11 protein-coding genes and 1 pseudogene are annotated in these 18,390 nt (G+C 45.7%); 8 read left to right on the forward strand and 4 right to left on the reverse strand.

Annotated features, from left to right (window positions below; genetic code table 11):
• Positions 1–10: 10 nt before the first annotated feature.
• From R7127_RS03855 to R7127_RS03890, 8 genes are all read left to right on the forward strand, one after another.
• Positions 11–2,341, forward strand: a complete 2,331-nt coding sequence (locus tag R7127_RS03855) for a patatin-like phospholipase family protein (RefSeq protein WP_171343195.1) — start codon at positions 11–13, stop codon at positions 2,339–2,341.
• A 268-nt stretch (positions 2,342–2,609) separates the two neighbouring features.
• Entirely contained in the window at positions 2,610–5,207 is a 2,598-nt protein-coding gene (gene acnB, locus R7127_RS03860) for a bifunctional aconitate hydratase 2/2-methylisocitrate dehydratase (RefSeq protein ID WP_005380009.1), read from the forward strand.
• Positions 5,208–5,306: 99 nt separating this feature from the next.
• Complete coding sequence (locus R7127_RS03865) at positions 5,307–5,675, forward strand: YacL family protein (RefSeq protein WP_017635908.1); 369 nt, start codon at positions 5,307–5,309, stop codon at positions 5,673–5,675.
• A 188-nt stretch (positions 5,676–5,863) separates the two neighbouring features.
• Positions 5,864–6,202 (forward strand): P-II family nitrogen regulator, encoded by a 339-nt coding sequence (locus R7127_RS03870; protein WP_005386570.1) that lies wholly within the window; start codon positions 5,864–5,866, stop codon positions 6,200–6,202.
• 27 nt (positions 6,203–6,229) lie between these two features.
• Positions 6,230–7,459, forward strand: coding sequence for an ammonium transporter (locus R7127_RS03875; protein ID WP_005386568.1), 1,230 nt, complete (start codon positions 6,230–6,232; stop codon positions 7,457–7,459).
• A gap of 152 nt (positions 7,460–7,611) precedes the next feature.
• Positions 7,612–8,625: a Fe(3+) ABC transporter substrate-binding protein gene (locus R7127_RS03880; protein WP_005386566.1), complete on the forward strand. Its 1,014-nt coding sequence runs from the start codon at positions 7,612–7,614 to the stop codon at positions 8,623–8,625.
• A 99-nt stretch (positions 8,626–8,724) separates the two neighbouring features.
• Complete coding sequence (locus R7127_RS03885; RefSeq protein WP_258484327.1) at positions 8,725–10,350, forward strand: ABC transporter permease; 1,626 nt, start codon at positions 8,725–8,727, stop codon at positions 10,348–10,350.
• Positions 10,350–11,381: an ABC transporter ATP-binding protein gene (locus tag R7127_RS03890; RefSeq protein ID WP_256901300.1), complete on the forward strand. Its 1,032-nt coding sequence runs from the start codon at positions 10,350–10,352 to the stop codon at positions 11,379–11,381. Before R7127_RS03885 ends, R7127_RS03890 begins: the two co-directional genes overlap by 1 nt.
• Before the next feature lie 158 nt (positions 11,382–11,539).
• Here R7127_RS03890 and R7127_RS03895 read toward each other — a convergent pair whose 3' ends face one another.
• The 4 genes and pseudogenes from R7127_RS03895 to R7127_RS03910 form a co-directional block, all read right to left on the reverse strand.
• Positions 11,540–12,952 carry a phosphoglucomutase/phosphomannomutase family protein gene (locus R7127_RS03895; RefSeq protein ID WP_158156842.1) on the reverse strand — a complete coding sequence of 471 codons (1,413 nt, stop codon included), beginning with the start codon at positions 12,950–12,952 and terminating at the stop codon, positions 11,540–11,542.
• A 125-nt stretch (positions 12,953–13,077) separates the two neighbouring features.
• Positions 13,078–15,486, reverse strand: a pseudogene (locus tag R7127_RS03900) (GH36-type glycosyl hydrolase domain-containing protein).
• A gap of 84 nt (positions 15,487–15,570) precedes the next feature.
• Positions 15,571–17,490 carry a beta-N-acetylhexosaminidase gene (locus R7127_RS03905; protein WP_025768196.1) on the reverse strand — a complete coding sequence of 640 codons (1,920 nt, stop codon included), beginning with the start codon at positions 17,488–17,490 and terminating at the stop codon, positions 15,571–15,573.
• A gap of 8 nt (positions 17,491–17,498) precedes the next feature.
• Positions 17,499–18,389 carry an N-acetylglucosamine kinase gene (locus tag R7127_RS03910; RefSeq protein WP_206959606.1) on the reverse strand — a complete coding sequence of 297 codons (891 nt, stop codon included), beginning with the start codon at positions 18,387–18,389 and terminating at the stop codon, positions 17,499–17,501.
• Position 18,390: the final 1 nt, after the last annotated feature.

Genomic DNA, 18,390 nt, shown 5'->3' on the forward strand with positions numbered 1-18,390 from the left:
GAAGAAGTGAATGTTCAAAAAGCTGTTATCAAGCCCATCGGTTCGCAACTTTGCGCTTTGGCTTAGTACCTTTTTGATGATCACTCCTTCTGTTTCCCTCGCAAACTCTCTAACAAAAACGGATGACTTGGAACCTCGACCAAAGGTGGCGGTTGTGCTCGCTGGTGGCGGAGCGAAAGGGGCGGCACACATTGGAGTTTTAAAAGCATTGGAAGAAATGCAGATTCCTGTGGATATTGTGACCGGTACCAGTATGGGCGCCTATGTGGGTGGGCTTTATGCCACGGGGATGAGTGCTGATGAAATCGAGAGTTTTATCTACACCGTCGATTGGGGCAGCGGTTATCGAGATCGTGTTGACCGTAGCCAACGTAGAGTTCGTGACAAAGAGTATGAAGACCGCTATCAAATTAATACCGACCTCGGCTTAAGATTCGGTGAGGTACGAGCACCAACGGGTGTGGTGCAAGGCCAGAACATGTTGCGAGTATTGCGTGAGACTACAGGGAACTTAGGGCGATTCGATTCTTTTGATGATCTTGCCATTCCCTATCGTTCTGTTGCGACAGATATTCTTGCCCTAGAAGAAGTCGTACTGGGCAATGGTTACCTTGTTGATGCAATGATGGCTAGCATGTCTGTACCAGGAGCGCTTCCTCCTTATAAGCTCAATGGCCATATGCTTGTTGATGGCGGCGTCGTCAATAACATGCCTGTCGATGTGGCTCGCGCCATGGGGGCTGATGTCGTTATTGCCGTCGATATTAGCACCGATTACAAAACCGAAGATGAATTTACGGGGCTGTTTACTGTCGCGGACCAACTCTCTAACTATCTCGTTCGTCGTAGTACACAACAGCAAGTGGACGAGCTTGAACCTCAAGATATCTATATTCGTCCCAATGTGGGCACCATGGAAACCGTCGAGTTCGACAAAATGCCTTGGGCTTTTCAAGCTGGGTACGATATTACCAAGCAATTAAAAGACAAGCTGAAAGAGTTACGCTTGTCCAACGCGGACTATCAAAAATACATCGATCGCAAACAAGAAGTTCGTAAAACTTTGATTTATGGCGATCAGCGTGTGGTTGATGACATAGTGATTGTTAATAACACGCACTACAGCGATGTGTTGTTGACGAATCGTATTGAATTAGAAACCGGACGTCGTATTTCAACGGCCGAAATTGAGAAAGCCGTTGAAAACCTCTACGCGTTAGATCGGTTCGAGCTCATCACTTATCACTTTGAAGAGGTGGATGGTGAGACATTGTTGGTTTTTGATGTTAACGAGAAGTCGTGGGGGCCTAATTATCTCAACTTCCGATTTTTTCTTGAAGATGACTTCGATACAGATAGCCAGTACGGCATAGGAATATCGACCAACTTTACCAACTTGAACTCTCATGGCGCGGAGTTGGCGTTCAACGTAGAAATGGGCACGGATAAGCTGATTGAAGCTGAGTTGTATTCCCCTGTTTTATCTAGCCAAGAACTTTTTGTATCGGGGCGAATTTCCTATGGTAGTGAGAGCCGAAACTTACCTTTAACAGAGCCTCAAGCTCCAGATTTAGAGTCAGTAAATGACTTTTTTCCGGTCACTTACGATGATTTTACAACAGAGTTAGCGATAGGTATCCAACCCACATTGTGGCAAGAACTTCGATTTGGCGCTCGCTACTCTACCGGAGATATTGAGCTTTCTACTTTGGCTTCTGCTGGTAAATTGGATTTTGAACGTCGTGGCCTGTTTGCGAACTATCGCCTAGATACACTTGATGATTTCGCATTTCCGACTCGCGGGCTTTTAGTCGATCTCGAATATTTAGTGTCTCATGATCAAAGTCCTCAGGGCGTTAGCCTTTTAGAAACTGACAAAATTATTGAAGATACCGTGTATGAAATCTCTGCACGATTTAAAGGTGCAGTGAGTCATCAGCGTCATACTTTAGTCGGACATGCTGAATATAGTTTTGTAGAGAGTAAAAACTCATCTTTACCGCTTGATCCCAGAGAGTTGGGCGGCTTCTTAAGCCTATCGGGAATCCCAAGAAATAGCCTGATCGGACAGAACTTATTTTTCAGCAGTTTGGTGTACCGATATAAGTGGTTTGATAATGATTTCGGATTGTTTGAAGCTCCAGTCTACTTGGGCGCATCGGTCGAATATGGCGGTGTTTGGTCTGATAATGATCTGAAACTAAACGAAGCGCCGCTTTACAATGCTGGCTCAATCTTCTTTGGTGTTGACTCACCAATAGGACCAATAATGTTGGCATACGGTCGTACCGAGCAAGATTTGGATGCTGTGTATTTGATCGTAGGAACATCGTTTAATTAATCGGGTATGAGAAAGCAAAAACTTGGCATATTTGGTCAAAATTAGCAGAACTTTAGTCGTAAGTTGCTATGTTGGTCAAAATGATAAGATTTTAATTTAAGGTTAAATTTGCTATTATTTTGCCCACAGTTTGGCCTCTACGGCGCTGTTTCTCAATCATAATTGAATGAAAACAAGGGCAATGGAGAGCCAAGTTTCCAAGGATGTTCACTCCTTTACTTTAACAATAGTAATAATAGAGGAGGAACCGCAATGAGAGGAAAAAGTCGTGCTTGAAGCCTACCGTAAACACGTCGAAGAGCGTGCTGCTGAAGGAGTTGTTCCTAAACCGCTAGACGCAGAACAAGTTGCTGGACTTGTAGAACTTCTGAAAAATCCCCCGCAAGGTGAAGAAGAAGTCATTCTTGACCTACTTGAAAACCGTATCCCTCCAGGTGTTGATGAAGCTGCTTATGTAAAAGCGGGTTTCCTAACAGCAGTAGCAAAAGGTGAAGTTAAATCACCATTAGTGAGTCGTGAAAAAGCGGCTGAACTGCTAGGCACTATGCAAGGTGGTTACAACATCGAACCGCTAGTTGAGCTATTGGATGATGAAGCACTGGCAGAGATCGCAGTAAAAGCGCTGTCTCATACGCTGCTGATGTTTGATGCTTTCTATGACGTAGAAGAGAAAGCGAAAGCAGGCAATGCGCATGCACAGAAAGTACTTCAATCATGGGCTGATGCTGAGTGGTTCCTTTCTAAGCCTAAGCTTGAAGAAAAAGTCACTCTAACCGTATTTAAAGTAACAGGTGAAACGAACACGGATGACCTTTCACCTGCACCTGACGCTTGGTCTCGCCCTGATATCCCAGTACACGCACTGGCGATGCTTAAAAACGAGCGTGAAGGAATAAACCCTGATCAACCGGGTACTATTGGCCCGATCAAGCAAATTGAAGAGTTAAAAGACAAAGGCCATCAATTGGTTTACGTTGGTGATGTTGTTGGTACTGGCTCTTCACGTAAATCTGCAACCAACTCAGTGCTTTGGTTTATGGGTGATGATATCCCTTACGTTCCAAACAAACGAGCTGGTGGGTATGTGCTTGGTGGCAAAATTGCCCCTATCTTCTTTAACACAATGGAAGATGCTGGCGCACTACCAATCGAAGTTGACGTAACTAAGCTCAACATGGGCGATGTTATCGATGTTTACCCATATGAAGGTAAAGTTTGCAACCACGAAACTGGTGAGGTTCTAGCTGAGTTTTCGCTAAAAACAGAAGTACTGATTGATGAAGTTCGTGCTGGTGGTCGTATCCCATTGATCATCGGTCGTGGTTTGACAGACAAAGCGCGTCAATCGCTAGGTCTTGAGCCTTCGGACGTATTCCGCAAACCAGGTGAAATCGCAGATTCTGGCAAGGGTTACACGCTTGCACAGAAAATGGTTGGTAAAGCATGTGGCGTAGAAGGCATCCGTCCTGGAACCTACTGTGAGCCGAAAATGACGACAGTAGGTTCGCAAGATACTACTGGCCCTATGACTCGTGATGAACTTAAAGACTTGGCGTGTCTCGGCTTCTCTGCTGATCTTGTCATGCAGTCTTTCTGTCACACATCGGCTTATCCAAAACCAGTAGACGTTAACACTCACCATACACTTCCGGACTTTATTATGAACCGCGGTGGTGTATCTCTTCGTCCTGGTGACGGTATTATCCACTCATGGCTAAACCGTATGCTACTACCGGATACTGTCGGTACGGGTGGTGACTCACATACTCGTTTCCCTCTGGGTATTTCATTCCCAGCCGGCTCGGGCTTGGTTGCCTTTGCAGCTGCGACAGGCGTTATGCCGCTAGACATGCCAGAGTCAATCTTGGTTCGTTTTAAAGGTGAGATGCAACCGGGTATTACACTGCGTGATCTTGTTCATGCCATCCCTTACTACGCGATTCAGCAAGGTCTACTAACGGTAGAAAAAGCGGGTAAGATCAACGAATTTTCTGGCCGTATCCTTGAGATTGAAGGCTTAGAAACGCTAACGGTTGAGCAAGCATTTGAGCTTTCTGATGCATCTGCAGAGCGTTCGGCGGCAGGTTGTACTGTGAAATTGTCTCAAGAGTCGATCGAAGAGTACTTAAACTCTAACATCGTGATGCTGAAGTGGATGATCTCTGAAGGCTACGGTGATCGCCGTACTATCGAGCGCCGTATTACTGCAATGCAAGAGTGGCTAGCAAACCCTGAGCTGATGCAAGCAGATAAAGACGCTGAATACGCACATGTGATTGAAATCGATATGGCTGAAATCAATGAGCCAGTACTATGTGCACCGAATGACCCAGATGACGCTCGTTTGTTGTCTGAAGTACAAGGCACAGCGATTGATGAAGTGTTCATCGGTTCTTGTATGACGAACATCGGTCACTTCCGCGCAGCAGGTAAATTGCTTGATAAGTTCAATGGCCAGTTAGCGACGCGCCTTTGGGTAGCGCCACCAACAAAGATGGATAAAGACCAACTGATTGAAGAAGGCTACTACGGTATCTTCGGACGTGCAGGGGTGCGTATTGAAACGCCAGGGTGTTCACTTTGTATGGGTAACCAAGCGCGTGTTGCAGATAAATCAACAGTAATGTCGACTTCAACGCGTAACTTCCCGAACCGTCTGGGTACTGGTGCGAATGTTTACCTATCGTCAGCTGAGCTAGCTGCAGTAGGTGCAATCCTAGGTAAGATTCCAACCAAAGAAGAATACCTAGAATACGCGAAGCAAATCGACGCTACGGCAACGGATACATACCGCTACTTGAACTTCCATAAAATGGATCAATACACCAAGAAAGCGGACGAAGTGATCTTCCAAGAACCGGCATAATCAGAAATGCACAATTCGAAAGCACCTCATATGAGGTGCTTTTTTTATGGGAGCAATTCGCTATACTCGCACCAAATTGATACGAAATAGGCAATCTCGGTGGAATTTGAATTCATTCGTAACACGTTGATGGGCGAGTACTACGTAAAATGTAGCATGGGACATGAGATTGTAGGGCGCTGGTTGCAAGAAGAAATTGGCAAAGATCCGATGAAGATTGCACAGGTTGAAAAGCTAATTGAGCGGTCATTTTCAGCGCCTTCTCAGGAGCATAACCTAACAGGCACGGAAATTAGCTTGATGATTCAGGGCGACGAAGTTCTTGTACAAGAAAACGCATTAGCCCATGAATATGATGTCGAGATGGAAAGTGAGTTCGACTTCTACAATGCAGAAAGTACAGCAAGTTGTGGGATAGAGGATTTCATGGCACTTATCGAACAGTGGAAAGACTTTTTGAACATTTAATGCACAGTTTTGGGTAACTTCTCTGCCGTTGCTTTAAATTTGTGAAAAGGGCGCACCGATATGGTGCGCCCTTTTTGTTTATAGATATGTAAATTGAGGTTAGTTTTTATTATTCAATAACTTAAAAACTTGGCACGTAGATTGGATTATAAGAAGTGTTTCAGGATGAAAGCTTCGGAGATAACTCAATGAAAATAATCAATGCCATTATTAAGCCGTTTAAATTAGACGATGTACGAGAAGCATTGGCTGATGTCGGTATCGAAGGGATGACAGTATCAGAAGTTAAAGGGTTCGGTCGTCAAAAAGGTCACACGGAATTGTATCGCGGTGCAGAGTATCAAGTCGATTTTCTACCAAAGGTGAAAATTGAAATCGCGACTCACGCAGACAATGTAGATCGCGTTGTTGAAGCAATTACAAAAGCTGCGCAAACCGGAAAAATCGGCGACGGTAAAATTTTTGTTTACGATCTGAACCAAGCGGTGCGTATCCGAACTGGCGAAATGGACGCAGAAGCACTTTAAGAATTCAAAGGATTGGAGATACTTATTATGGAATTAACAACAACAGTAACCGAGTTACGTTACGCACTTGACACCTTTTTCTTCCTCATTTCCGGTGCGTTGGTAATGTGGATGGCAGCAGGTTTTGCGATGCTAGAGGCTGGCCTTGTGCGCTCTAAAAACACAACAGAAATTCTTACGAAGAACATCTGTTTGTACGCCATCGCATGTACGATGTTTCTGATTGTCGGTTATAACATCATGTATGTCGATAATGGAGAAGGAGGCTGGTTACCTTCATTTGGTACGCTAATTGGTACTCAAGGTGAAGGGGCCGACCACTCTTTAGAGTCTGACTTCTTCTTCCAAGTTGTCTTCGTTGCAACTGCCATGTCCGTCGTTTCTGGTGCGGTAGCTGAGCGCATGAAGCTTTGGTCTTTCTTGATTTTCTCTGCGATTTTAACTGCGTTTATCTATCCAATGGAAGGTTACTGGACATGGGGTGGAGGCTTCCTAGCAGAAGCTGGATTTAGTGACTTTGCGGGTTCTGGTATCGTACATATGGCAGGTGCTTCTGCTGCTCTTGCTGGTGTGTTACTGCTTGGCGCGCGTAAGGGTAAGTACGGTAAAAATGGTGAAATCTATCCGATTCCAGGTTCTAACATGCCTTTGGCAACGTTGGGTACTTTTATCCTTTGGTTTGGCTGGTTTGGATTTAACGGTGGCTCTCAGTTGATGGTTTCAGATTTTGAGAATGCTACAGCGGTAGGTCAGATCTTTCTAAACACTAACGCAGCAGCGGCTGCCGGTGCAATTGCGGCGCTATTCGTTTGTAAAACTACTTGGGGTAAAGCCGATTTAACGATGATTCTCAATGGCGCGCTAGCTGGCTTGGTTGCCATCACTGCAGACCCTCTATCGCCATCACCACTGTACGCGGTTGCGATTGGTGCGGTGTCGGGTGCACTAGTAGTATTCAGTATCATTGCTCTAGATAAACTTAAAATTGACGATCCAGTAGGTGCTATCTCAGTTCACGGTGTGTGTGGTTTCTTCGGCCTAATGGTAGTGCCACTGAGCAACGGTGATGCAACGTTTGGTGCACAGCTTTTAGGTGCCGTAGTTATCTTTGCTTGGGTATTTGGTGCCAGCCTAGTTGTGTGGGCAATCTTGAAAGCAACCGTTGGGATTCGCGTTACAGAAGATGAAGAAATGGAAGGTATGGACATGCATGATTGTGGTGTTGGTGCTTACCCAGAGTTTGTTACGGTGAAATAATCATTAGCTTGTAATAAATGGTTACACACTTAACACAATAAAACCTGCTCCGATGAGCAGGTTTTTTAATATTCGTCATTGTCTTCTTATTGAACATACATATAATAACGCAACTGATAAACGTTATCATTAGCATGGTAAAGGATTAAACAATGAAAAAACTGCTAACTCTTTCAGCACTAACTTGCGCTACTCTAGCTCCAACAGCAATGGCTGCTGAAGAAGTGAACGTCTACTCTTACCGTCAACCTTTCCTAGTTGAACCTATGTTCAATGAGTTCACTAAAGAAACTGGCATCAAAGTAAACGTAAAATTTGCTAAAAAAGGCTTAGCAGAAAAGCTAGCTCAAGAAGGTGAGTACAGCCCTGCTGACGTTATTCTTACGACAGACATCAGCCGTCTAGCTGAACTGACAAACAAAGGTTTAGTTCAGAAAGTCGATAGCAAAATCATTGAAGAAAACGTACCTGCTCAATACCAAGATAAAGAGAATGAGTGGTTTGCTCTAACTCTACGTTCTCGTAGCGTTTATTCATCACGTGATCGCGTAGGTAAACTAGGCGCAGATTTCAACTACGCAGACTTAGCTAAGCCAGAGTTCAAAGGTAAAATTTGTACTCGTAGCGGTAAGCACCCGTACAACGTTTCTCTAGTTTCAGCAATGATTGCTCACAATGGCGAAGCAGAAACCAAAGAGTGGTTGGAAGGCGTGAAAGCAAACCTTGCTCGCAAACCACAAGGCAACGACCGTGCACAAGTTAAAGCGATCAAAGAAGGCCTATGTGATGTTTCTCTGGGTAACAGCTACTACCTAGGTAAAATGGTTAACGACAAAGAGCAAAAAGCTTGGGCTGATGCAGTTTACATCAACTTCCCTAACCAAGAGACTACAGGCACTCACGTGAATATCTCTGGTATGGCGATGGCTAAGTACTCTCCAAACAAAGACAATGCTGTGAAGCTAATGGAATTCCTAACGGGTGACAAAGCGCAGCAAATGTACGCAGAAGTTAACTACGAGTACCCAGTTAAAGAAGGCGTGAAGCGTTCTGAGCTTGTGGAATCTTGGGGTGACTTTAAAGCAGACAAGCTTTCTCTAGACGATATTGCAGCCAACCACGAAGCGGCAATTAAGCTATTAGATGAAGTGAAATTTGACCTTTAATTCCTTGTGGGGGTATAACAGTACCCCCATTTGATTAAAGGATATGAGATGTATTTGCAACAGCATTTGTATTTCATACAGCCTTGCAGTAATTAGGCGATGAAAGATAAACACTCTTTATGGAAAACCAGTAGTGGGGTAATAACTCTGCTACTGGTTTTGCCGATCTTAGCGATCTTCTACACCGCAATTGGTGAAACGGATGATTTGTTTGCTCATTTAATGGCAACGGTCATGCCGACTTATATTTTTAACACGGTTGCGCTAACTGTTGGCGTAATGGTGCTGTCCTTAATTCTTGGTATTCCAAGCGCTTGGATAATGGCCATGTGTAAACTGCCGACCGAAAAATGGTTGCAGTGGGCATTGGTGCTACCTCTTGCAATGCCAGGTTATATCATTGGTTATATTTTTACTGATTGGTTTGATTTTGCAGGCCCGATTCAGATCTTTTTGCGTGATGTAACCGGATGGCGACCTGGCGAGTATTGGTTCCCTGACATTCGTACGTTGCCTGGTGCGACCTTTGTGTTGGCTTTGGTGTTGTATCCTTACGTGTATTTATTGTGCCGGGCTGCGTTTATGGAGCAAAATGTCTCTTTATTGCAAAGCGCGCGTTTGCTCAAGTGCTCTCCATGGGAAAGTTTTTGGCGCATCTCGATGCCGTTAGTAAGACCCTCTATCGCAGTGGGTTTATCATTGGTCGCGATGGAGACCATTGGTGACTTTGGTACGGTAAGTTACTTCGCGGTGAATACGTTAACCACAGCGGTCTACGATACTTGGTTGGGGTACTCTAATCTTAATGCGGCAGCCAAGATTTCTGCCATGATGCTCGTCATTGTAGTACTGCTTCTTAGTGCCGAACGATACAGCCGCCGTAAACAAAAGCTTTTTCAAAGCCAATTTAACAGTCACGAAGATTTTCGTTACGAGTTGACGGGCTGGAAAAAGTGGACCGCACTAGTTTGGTGCTGGGGCTTGGTTTCGGTCGCGTTTATTTTGCCGCTACTACAGCTGATTGATTATGCGATCACTTATTTTGTGCAGAGTTGGACCTCAGAGTTTCGTGAATACGCATGGAATAGCTTAGTTGTGTCTGTTATTGCTGCGATTATTGGTGTTGCTGTCGCACTGATCGTTAACTTTACCCATCGAGTCAATGGTAAACGAGAAAGCTTGGCATTTATGCGTCTTTCTTCTATGGGCTATGCAGTACCAGGAACGGTACTAGCCATCGGTGTGATGGTCGCTGTGCTGTTTATGGATCATCGTGTCAACGACGTTGCTAAAGCCATGGAGTGGGGAAGGCCGGGACTTATCTTTTCTGGTTCCATGTTCGCACTAGTATTTGCCATGGTTGTGCGCTTTTCCGCGGTAGCGATTGGTAGTATCGAAAGTAATTTAAATAAAATTTCTCCGTCGTTAGATATGGCATCGCGCACTATGGGTTGTAAGCCCAATGCCATGCTGTGGCGCGTGCACTTTCCGCTGGTTAAGCGCGGTGCACTGATTGCGGCTTTATTAGTGTTTATCGAGTCGATGAAAGAGCTTAATGCGGCTTTGTTACTTCGTCCGTTTAACTTTGAAACACTAGCCACATACGTTTATAACTTCGCCTCGGATGAGCATTTAGAATTGGCCGCTTTGCCAGCGGTTCTGTTGGTTCTTGTTGGGTTGATCCCGCTTGTTGTTGTTAACCGTTCACTGGAGCAAAATCACTGATGAGCTGTGCATTATCAATTAAAAACCTAACGTGCCAATATGACGCTCAAACCGTACTCGAATCATTGTCTCTTGAGGTAGAACAAGGGCAGATTGTCTGTTTGCTAGGAGCCAGTGGCTGTGGGAAAACAACACTATTAAAGGCCGTTGCGGGATTATTGCCGTTAACGTCAGGCGAAATGAGTCTAAATTGCGTCACAATTGATGATGGGGAAAACTGGTTGCCGCCAGAACAGCGTAATATCGGGATGATTTTCCAAGATTACGCACTTTTTCCTCACTTGACGGTGGAGCAAAACATTGCCTTTGGCTTAAAGCAGTGCTCGACAAAAGAGAAAAATGCCAAAGTTCAAGAGATGTTAGAACTCGTGCATCTTCAAGGTTATGGCGATCGTTATCCTCATCAATTGTCTGGTGGACAGCAGCAGCGTGTTGCGATTGCTCGCTCATTAGCTTACAGCCCAGACTTACTGTTACTGGATGAACCGTTTTCTAATATTGATACGCAAGTTCGCCATGAGTTGATAAGTGAGATCCGTAAGATTTTTAAGGCCCAAGGTGTGACTGCCATTTTTGTTACGCATAGCCGTGAAGAGGCTTTTGCTTTCGCCGATAAAATGGCAGTGATGAACAATGGAGTCATCGAGCAATATGGCACAGCATCTGAGCTTTACTACCAGCCTTCAAGTAAATTTGTCGCTGATTTCTTAGGTGGTGGCAGCTACCTTGCTGCTAAACGGGTTTCGAATTCAGAATATGAAACCCACTTGGGCGTGGTTGAAGCCACGGCTCAACAAGATATTCCAGTACAGGCGGAGTGCTCTTTACTGCTAAGACCGCAGCATGTGCAAATTCAATCCGATGAAGATAGTTCGGTAACCGTATTGGAACAGCATTTTATGGGTGATCACTGCCGTTATGTGATTAACGCGAATGGTGACCGTTTGTTAGCTACAGCTTCGCAAGCATTAAATATAGGTGAGTCCGTCGCGGTGAAAATTGAAACGCAAGGCGTCCTGGCATTTGCTTAACGGTCCTGAGTATCTTTGCTATCTCGTTTACGACTTTCCAACATACAATAAAAAAGCCCGGCAGTGAGGCCGGGCAAGTGCTCTTCTCCTTTTTGATGAGCGCCTTTTCAGACAGCGTCGACTCTCATCATAGTGCGCGAAGCGGGCACAAGGTTCAGTTATAAAGACAAGAAGTCTTTAAACTGTTGAAGAACACGTTCCGCAGTGTCCTTATCTTGCATCTCTGCAAAAATTCGTAGCAGTGGCTCAGTGCCAGAGAAGCGAGCGATGATCCAACCGCTGTTTTTGAAGTAGACTTTCGCACCATCTTCATAGCTGACTTTTTCGATTTCAAACTCAAACTCAGGCAACTGCTTTTCAACATAAATCTTGTTGAACAGTACGTCTTTTTGCGCTGGTTTGAACTTGCAATCGCCTTCTGCCATGTAGGCATAGCCGTACTTGCCGTAGATTTCATCCAGCAACTCAGACAGCTTCTTGCCGGTTACTGAAATCATTTCTACCAATAGGCTTGATGCGAATACGCCGTCTTTACCTTTGATGTGGCCGCGAATGGTTAGGCCACCAGAGCTTTCCCCGCCAATCAGTGAGTCATCCGCTTCCATTTGGGAGCTGATGTGCTTAAAGCCTACAGGAACCTCAAAGCATTTCTCGCCATGATCTTCGGCGACTTTATCGAGAAGGTGGGTGGTTGCGATGTTACGTACCACGGAGCCTTTCCAGCCTTTGTATTCAAGTAGGTAGTAGTAAAGCAGCAGTAGCACTTCATTTGGATGAATGAAGTTACCTTTTTCGTCGATAATACCAAGACGGTCCGCATCGCCATCAGTACCGATGCCAATATCGTAACCTTGCTCTTTCACTAGGTGCATCAAACGGTAGAGTGTTGCAGCGCTTGGCGAAGGCATTAACCCACCGAAGTCTGGGTTTTTGCCATCGTTAATCACATCAACGTCACAGCGGCCGTTGATTAATACGGTTTGCAGTGCGTTTTTCGCGACACCAAACATTGGGTCGATCAAAACACGTAAATTCGCCTTCTTGATCGCTCCGATGTCGATAAAGTCGATGATTGAGTCAACGAATTCGTTCATCGGATTGATGATTTCAATCAGCTTATCTTCAACCGCTTGTTCAAAGTCGACGCTTTTTACATCTTGCGCAGTGAGCGCGTCTATTTGTGATTCGATTTTTTGGGTGATGATTTCATCTGCGTCACGACCGCCTTCAATGAAGACTTTAATGCCGTTGTAATCGGCAGGGTTGTGTGATGCGGTAATACATGCCGAGTATGCGCAGCCCATTTCTTTCGCTTTAAACATGACGATAGGTGTTGGGACAAATTTGTCGATAAAGCTAACCATAATGCCGTTTGCTGCTAGAACTTCAGCGAACCAACGACCTGCTTTATCGGAAAGAAAACGACGGTCATAGCCAATCACAAAACCGCGATCAGCAACCGATTCGTTATTCGTGATGTTTGCAACTGCTTGGGCAACCAAGCGTACGTTATCTTTGGTGAACTCCTCACCAATAAATGCACGCCAACCGCCTGTACCAAATTTGATCATGATTCGATCCTCGATAAGAGCGGCATCCCACCGCGTCTTAAATCTTTGCTAGCGAACCGATGCACTTGTAAAACATAAATGCACCGGATAAATCAAAAGGGGAGAAGGACTCCCCCAAAAGATGATTAACCTAGAGTAGCGATAACTTCGTTTACTGAACCTTCCGCTTGAACTGGGACAGAGGCACCATTTACAGCTTCACCGTTCACGGTAATCGACTTAACGCCTTTGCTTACTGAGTCTGGGTTAACGACTTTGATGTTGTACGTTGCTCCTAGCCATTGGCGAGTCACTTCGAAACCAGGCCAGTTCGTTGGGATACATGGATCGATAGTTAGGCCATCGAAGCCTGTACGCACACCAAGAATAAAGTTGGTAACAGCGAAGTAAGCCCAGCCTGACGTACCTGTTAACCATGGGTGGTTTGCACGACCGTGGTCTTGGTGGTCACGACCCATGATGAACTGAACGTATGAGTATGGTTCTGCAATACGTTTTTCGATGATATCGTTCTGGTTGTATGGGTTTAGCGCATCGTAGAACTTCATTGCACGATCACCACGACCCAGTTTCGCTTCAGCTACCCAAGCCCATGGGTTTGGATGCGAGAATATCGCACCGTTCTCTTTTACGCCTTGGTAAACACGAGTTACGAAGCCGATATCATCATTCGGTGTTGCAAAAGATGGTGAGTTTAGGTGAAGGCCGTATTCAGAGAACAGGTTCTCATCGACAGAGTCCATCGCTTTTTCGCCGCGCTCTTGAGATACCGCACCAGAAAGTACCGCAAGTGTGTTTGACTCTAGGTGCACTCGGCCTTCCGCTTGTTGCGCAGTACCGATCTTGTCGCCATTCTTCGTCAGACCACGGATGTACCAACCGCCTTCGTCATCCCAAAGGTGGGTTTCACACGCTTCACGAACGTTTGCTGCCATCACCGTGTATTTTTCAACGTCGGCTTGTTTACCTAGGTATTTCGCTAGGTCGATGAACTCCTGCAGTGCCCAGAAATGTAGGAACGACACCATTGAAGATTAGCCACCACCTAGGTTCAGACAGTCGTTCCAGTCTGCACGCAGACCTTTACAGATACCGGTTTGACCTACGTATTCAGCCGAGAAGTCTAGCGCGGCTTTCATGTGGTCATAAACCGTTGCATCGCCACCGTCGGCGTAAGGGATCACTTCGTCGAAGAAGCTGTGCTCACCGGTTTCCATCACGTACTTACAGATGGTTGGAACTAGCCATAGATGGTCATCGGAACAAGTGTCTTCGATGCCGTGAATTTTGTCTTCATCAGAAGGTGTTGGAACTACGGTTGGAGACTTCGATGGTTTAACATCAGCTTTTTCTGGATCAAACCAATCTGGATCGAATAGGTGTAGACCGTAGCCCGCTTTTACTTGGCCGCGCAGTAGGTCAACGATACGTTTGCGCGTCATTGCTGGGTTAGCGTGAGGAACTGAGATTGCATCTTGCGCTGTATCGCGGTAACCAAGACCAGTACGGCCTCCCACCTCGATGAATGAAGCAAAGCGAGACCACACCACACACGTTTCCGCTTGGTATAACGTCCAAGCGTTGATCATGGTATCTAGACCTTCGTTTGGTGATTTCACTTGGAACTTGCCACAACGCTCATCCCAGTGTGCTTTGATACCCGCAAATGCATTGTCGACTTCTGCAAGGTCTTGGTACTTAGCACGTAGACGGTCACCATTGCCTTTACCGATACCTAGAATGTAAGCAAAGCGAACTTCTTCACCCGGCTGGATAGTGAATTGCTTGTGCAGAGAGCCACAGTGGTTGTAACACGTTTGTGCTGTGTTGAAACACTTACCTTGTTCTACCGCTAGCGGGTTTGCTTCGTCACGGTATAGGCCAAGGAAGCTGTCACGTTGACCGTCGTATGAATCTGGATCAAATGTTGAAGCTAGGTAGTAGAAACCTTCGAAATCGTTGGTGTTGTAGTACAGGTCGTACTCAATCACGCCTTCATTGTAAGCCGTACCTGCTGAGTACAGAGACATCTGATGGTTTTGGTTATCAGATTGAATGTGGCTGAATGAGAACTCAACAAATGAGAATGCACTGATCGTACGTGGTTTGTCAGAGGTGTTTTTAATCACTACATCCCAGATTTCAGCGTCTTCGCCTTTTGGCACGAACAGAGTTTTTGTTGCGGTAATACCGCTGTATTCACATTTGAACTTAGAGTAAGACAAGCCGTGACGAACTTCGTAGTTTGCTTCGTCTAGGCTCTTCGCAACTGGTTGCCAAGAGATTGACCAGTAATCACCTGTCTCATCATCACGCAAGTAAACGTAGTGTCCTGGGCGATCGAATGTCGCATTTGGACGAAATTTAGTAACACGGTTGTATTCTGGAGAGTTGTAGAACGAGTAGCCACCCGCGTTGTGCGAGATAACCGTACAGAACTTCTCAGTACCTAGGTAGTTGGTCCATGGTGCTGGTACGTCAGGGCGAGTGATGACGTATTCGCGATTCTCGTTATCGAAATAGCCGTATTTCATTTGTGTCTTTCCTTTTTACGAAGCTGCATCAGCAGCCAAAATTTAAAAACTCTTCAAGCGTGATGTTTCGACATCAGTTTTGTATTACTTCCACGGTTTACGGTAATTCACTCCCTGCAAATCAAGCAGAGGTAGATGGCCTTTCAAGCGTGATAAATAGTCGGTCCAATCTCGGTGTTGTTTGTCTGTCCAACATGCTTCTGCCATTGCAGTTAAACGAGGGAAGATCATGTAGTCCATGCGAGGTTGGTTATTGATAATTTCGCACCATAATGCTGTTTGAATGCCCCAAATGCGCTTACGTATTGGGTCGTCAGCAGGCACTTCAGCGAGCGGCTCGTAGTTGTAAGCTTTTTCTAGTGGCAGTGGGTTTGCCCAGTCCACGCCCGGTTCTTCAGGTGCGTAGTCTTGGGTCATATCTAGGTAAGTGGTTTGTGCTGGTTGCAGCACCACATCAAAGCCTTGGCGAGCACAGTTCAATGCCGCTTCTTCGCTTAGCCATGAGTAGATCACCGTATCTTTACTGACTTTGTCGCCGTGTTGAGCTTCTTCCCAGCCCAGCATGCGTTTGCCCAATTTACGAAGTTTGTCTTCGGCATAACGCAAGAAGTGTCCTTGCAAATCTTTGTAGTCGCTGTAACCCAGTTGTTCCATTAGTGCTTGGCATGCTGGGCTTTTTGACCATACGCCGTTAGGTACTTCGTCGGCACCAATATGAACGTAAGGCGCAGGAAAAAGCGCAGAGACTTCTTCTAGCACTTTGTCGATAAATTCATAACTCCCCGGCAGAGCAGGGTTAATGACGTTGTCGTTGTAATGCTGAATACTGCGGTATTCGGTGGTATCTTCCGCTTCTACCAATAGGTGTGGTAACGACTTGATGGCGGCTCGGCAATGACCAGGTACATCAATTTCAGGAATGATGGTGATGCCGCGTTGCGATGCAAATTCGATAACGTCTTTGATGTCTTCTTGTGTGTAGAAGCCGCCGTAACGTTCATCAAAGTGCGTGTACTGTGGTTCATTGATCTCATCCAATCCGCGCCAAGCACCAATATCGGTCAGTTGAGGCAGTGATTTGATTTCAATTCGCCAACCCTCATCGTCGGTAAGATGCCAATGGAACGTATTGAACTTGTAATGAGCCAGTTGGTTGATCAAGCGTTTGACTTGCTCAACGGAGTGAAAATGACGAGCACAATCCAGCATCATACCGCGGTAACGAAAGCGTGGCCTGTCCTTGATTGAACAGCAAACTACTTCCATTGAGTTAGGTTGATCGCCAACTTTGATTAGTTGTAATAACGTTGCACAAGCATGGGTAAAACCAGACGAAGATCCTGCTTCAATTTTGATTGACTCTTCGGCTACTTTCAGTTTGTAAGCGCCTTCATCCAAGGTTGGGTTGCCTTTGAAGATGATCTGACTGCCATTGTCTGATGCGAACTCAAATTGGTGAATGCGCTTAAGCTCTTCAAGTAGCCATTCTTTAGCTGAATTGGCCAGGCTTGAATAAACCGCGACGCCAGCATGATGGTCAAAGCTAAAATAGTGATCGCTGACCTCAATATGGTTTGGTTTTGGCAGCAAGGGTTGTGCATGGGTTAAACTTGCAGGAATCTCACTGCGTTCACGGTATGGTGAAGCTAATACGATAGGCGTGACATCCACTTGTGCGCGCTGTGGGTTTCCATCAACGACAAAGTTGATCATCGCTTCGTTAAAGCCATCCGAGTAATAACGGAATGGGTTCGAACCAATACTGAATTCACAGTAATAGTGATGGTTGGCAGCCAGTACCAGCCCTTCTGGCTTAAGTGTGCAAAAACTACCAATTTGAGTCAGTTGACCATTTGAAACGCTGTCTGGAAGAATGTAACGATCGAAAGCGAAAGTTAAGCTCCAGCTGTTTAGGTCTTGGTCGCTCAAGTTATGAAAGGTGAGGCCAAAGCGGCAGTTTTGTTTCTGCTCAGAAAGGACTACGAGATCAACACGATATTCCATATCTACTCCTACGCCGCACTGAGCGAGTAAAGGTTATGTTCTGGTTTGCCAGCAAACATAATTGCGCCTTCAATCGCGTCAAACTGTGGCTCAACAATCCATTGCTGAACTGGTGGTGAAAGCCAACGTACAATGCGTTCAGCTATGCTGCCCATTAAACAAATACGTGTTGCGCCGCGCTTGTTTAATGCCACGAGAAACATTTCTATATCCGCTGCGGTTTGCTTCAGCATTTCAATGGCCAGTGCATCGCCTTGTTCCGCATGTTGGAAAATAGCCGGAGAAAACTGCCCATAATCACGAGGAAGCGCCTGTTTTGACCACGCCACCACGTTGTCGACCTCATTTCCGAAATGCGTCATAACGTGTTGTGCTAGGGGCGTTTTTTCTCTGATGCCATCTTCAGCTAACAAAACTTGCTGAACTAGGCGTAGCCCCATCACTGCGCCGCCACCTTGATCCGAAATAGGGAACTCACGACCACCGACAACGTGTTGCTCCAATCCTTTAAGGTAGATGCCACAAGAACCGGTTCCCGCAATCATGATTGCGCCATCTTCGCCATTGTGCGCACCAACGCACGCACCGTAAGCATCGGTATTCAGAGTTATACTGGCAAATGGATGAGGAAGAGACATGAAGGCTTGCCAAGATGCTTTGTGCTCTGCGCCAGCAAGGGCTAAGCCGACGTGCATCGACGCGAAATCTTGTTGTGTTAGACCGCCTTGCTCGGTAGCCGAAGTGATGGATTCAAGAATCGAAGCCATTGCTATTTCAGCACCTAGCATGATGTTGGCACTGCCGCTTTTGGCCTCGCCAAGAAAATTACCTTGTGAATCTTTAATCCTGGCTCGACATGACGTGCCGCCACCATCGATACCGACAAAATACATTCCCATG

This window comes from Vibrio sp. 1159, from assembly GCF_033340395.1.
Lineage (GTDB): Bacteria > Pseudomonadota > Gammaproteobacteria > Enterobacterales > Vibrionaceae > Vibrio > Vibrio alginolyticus.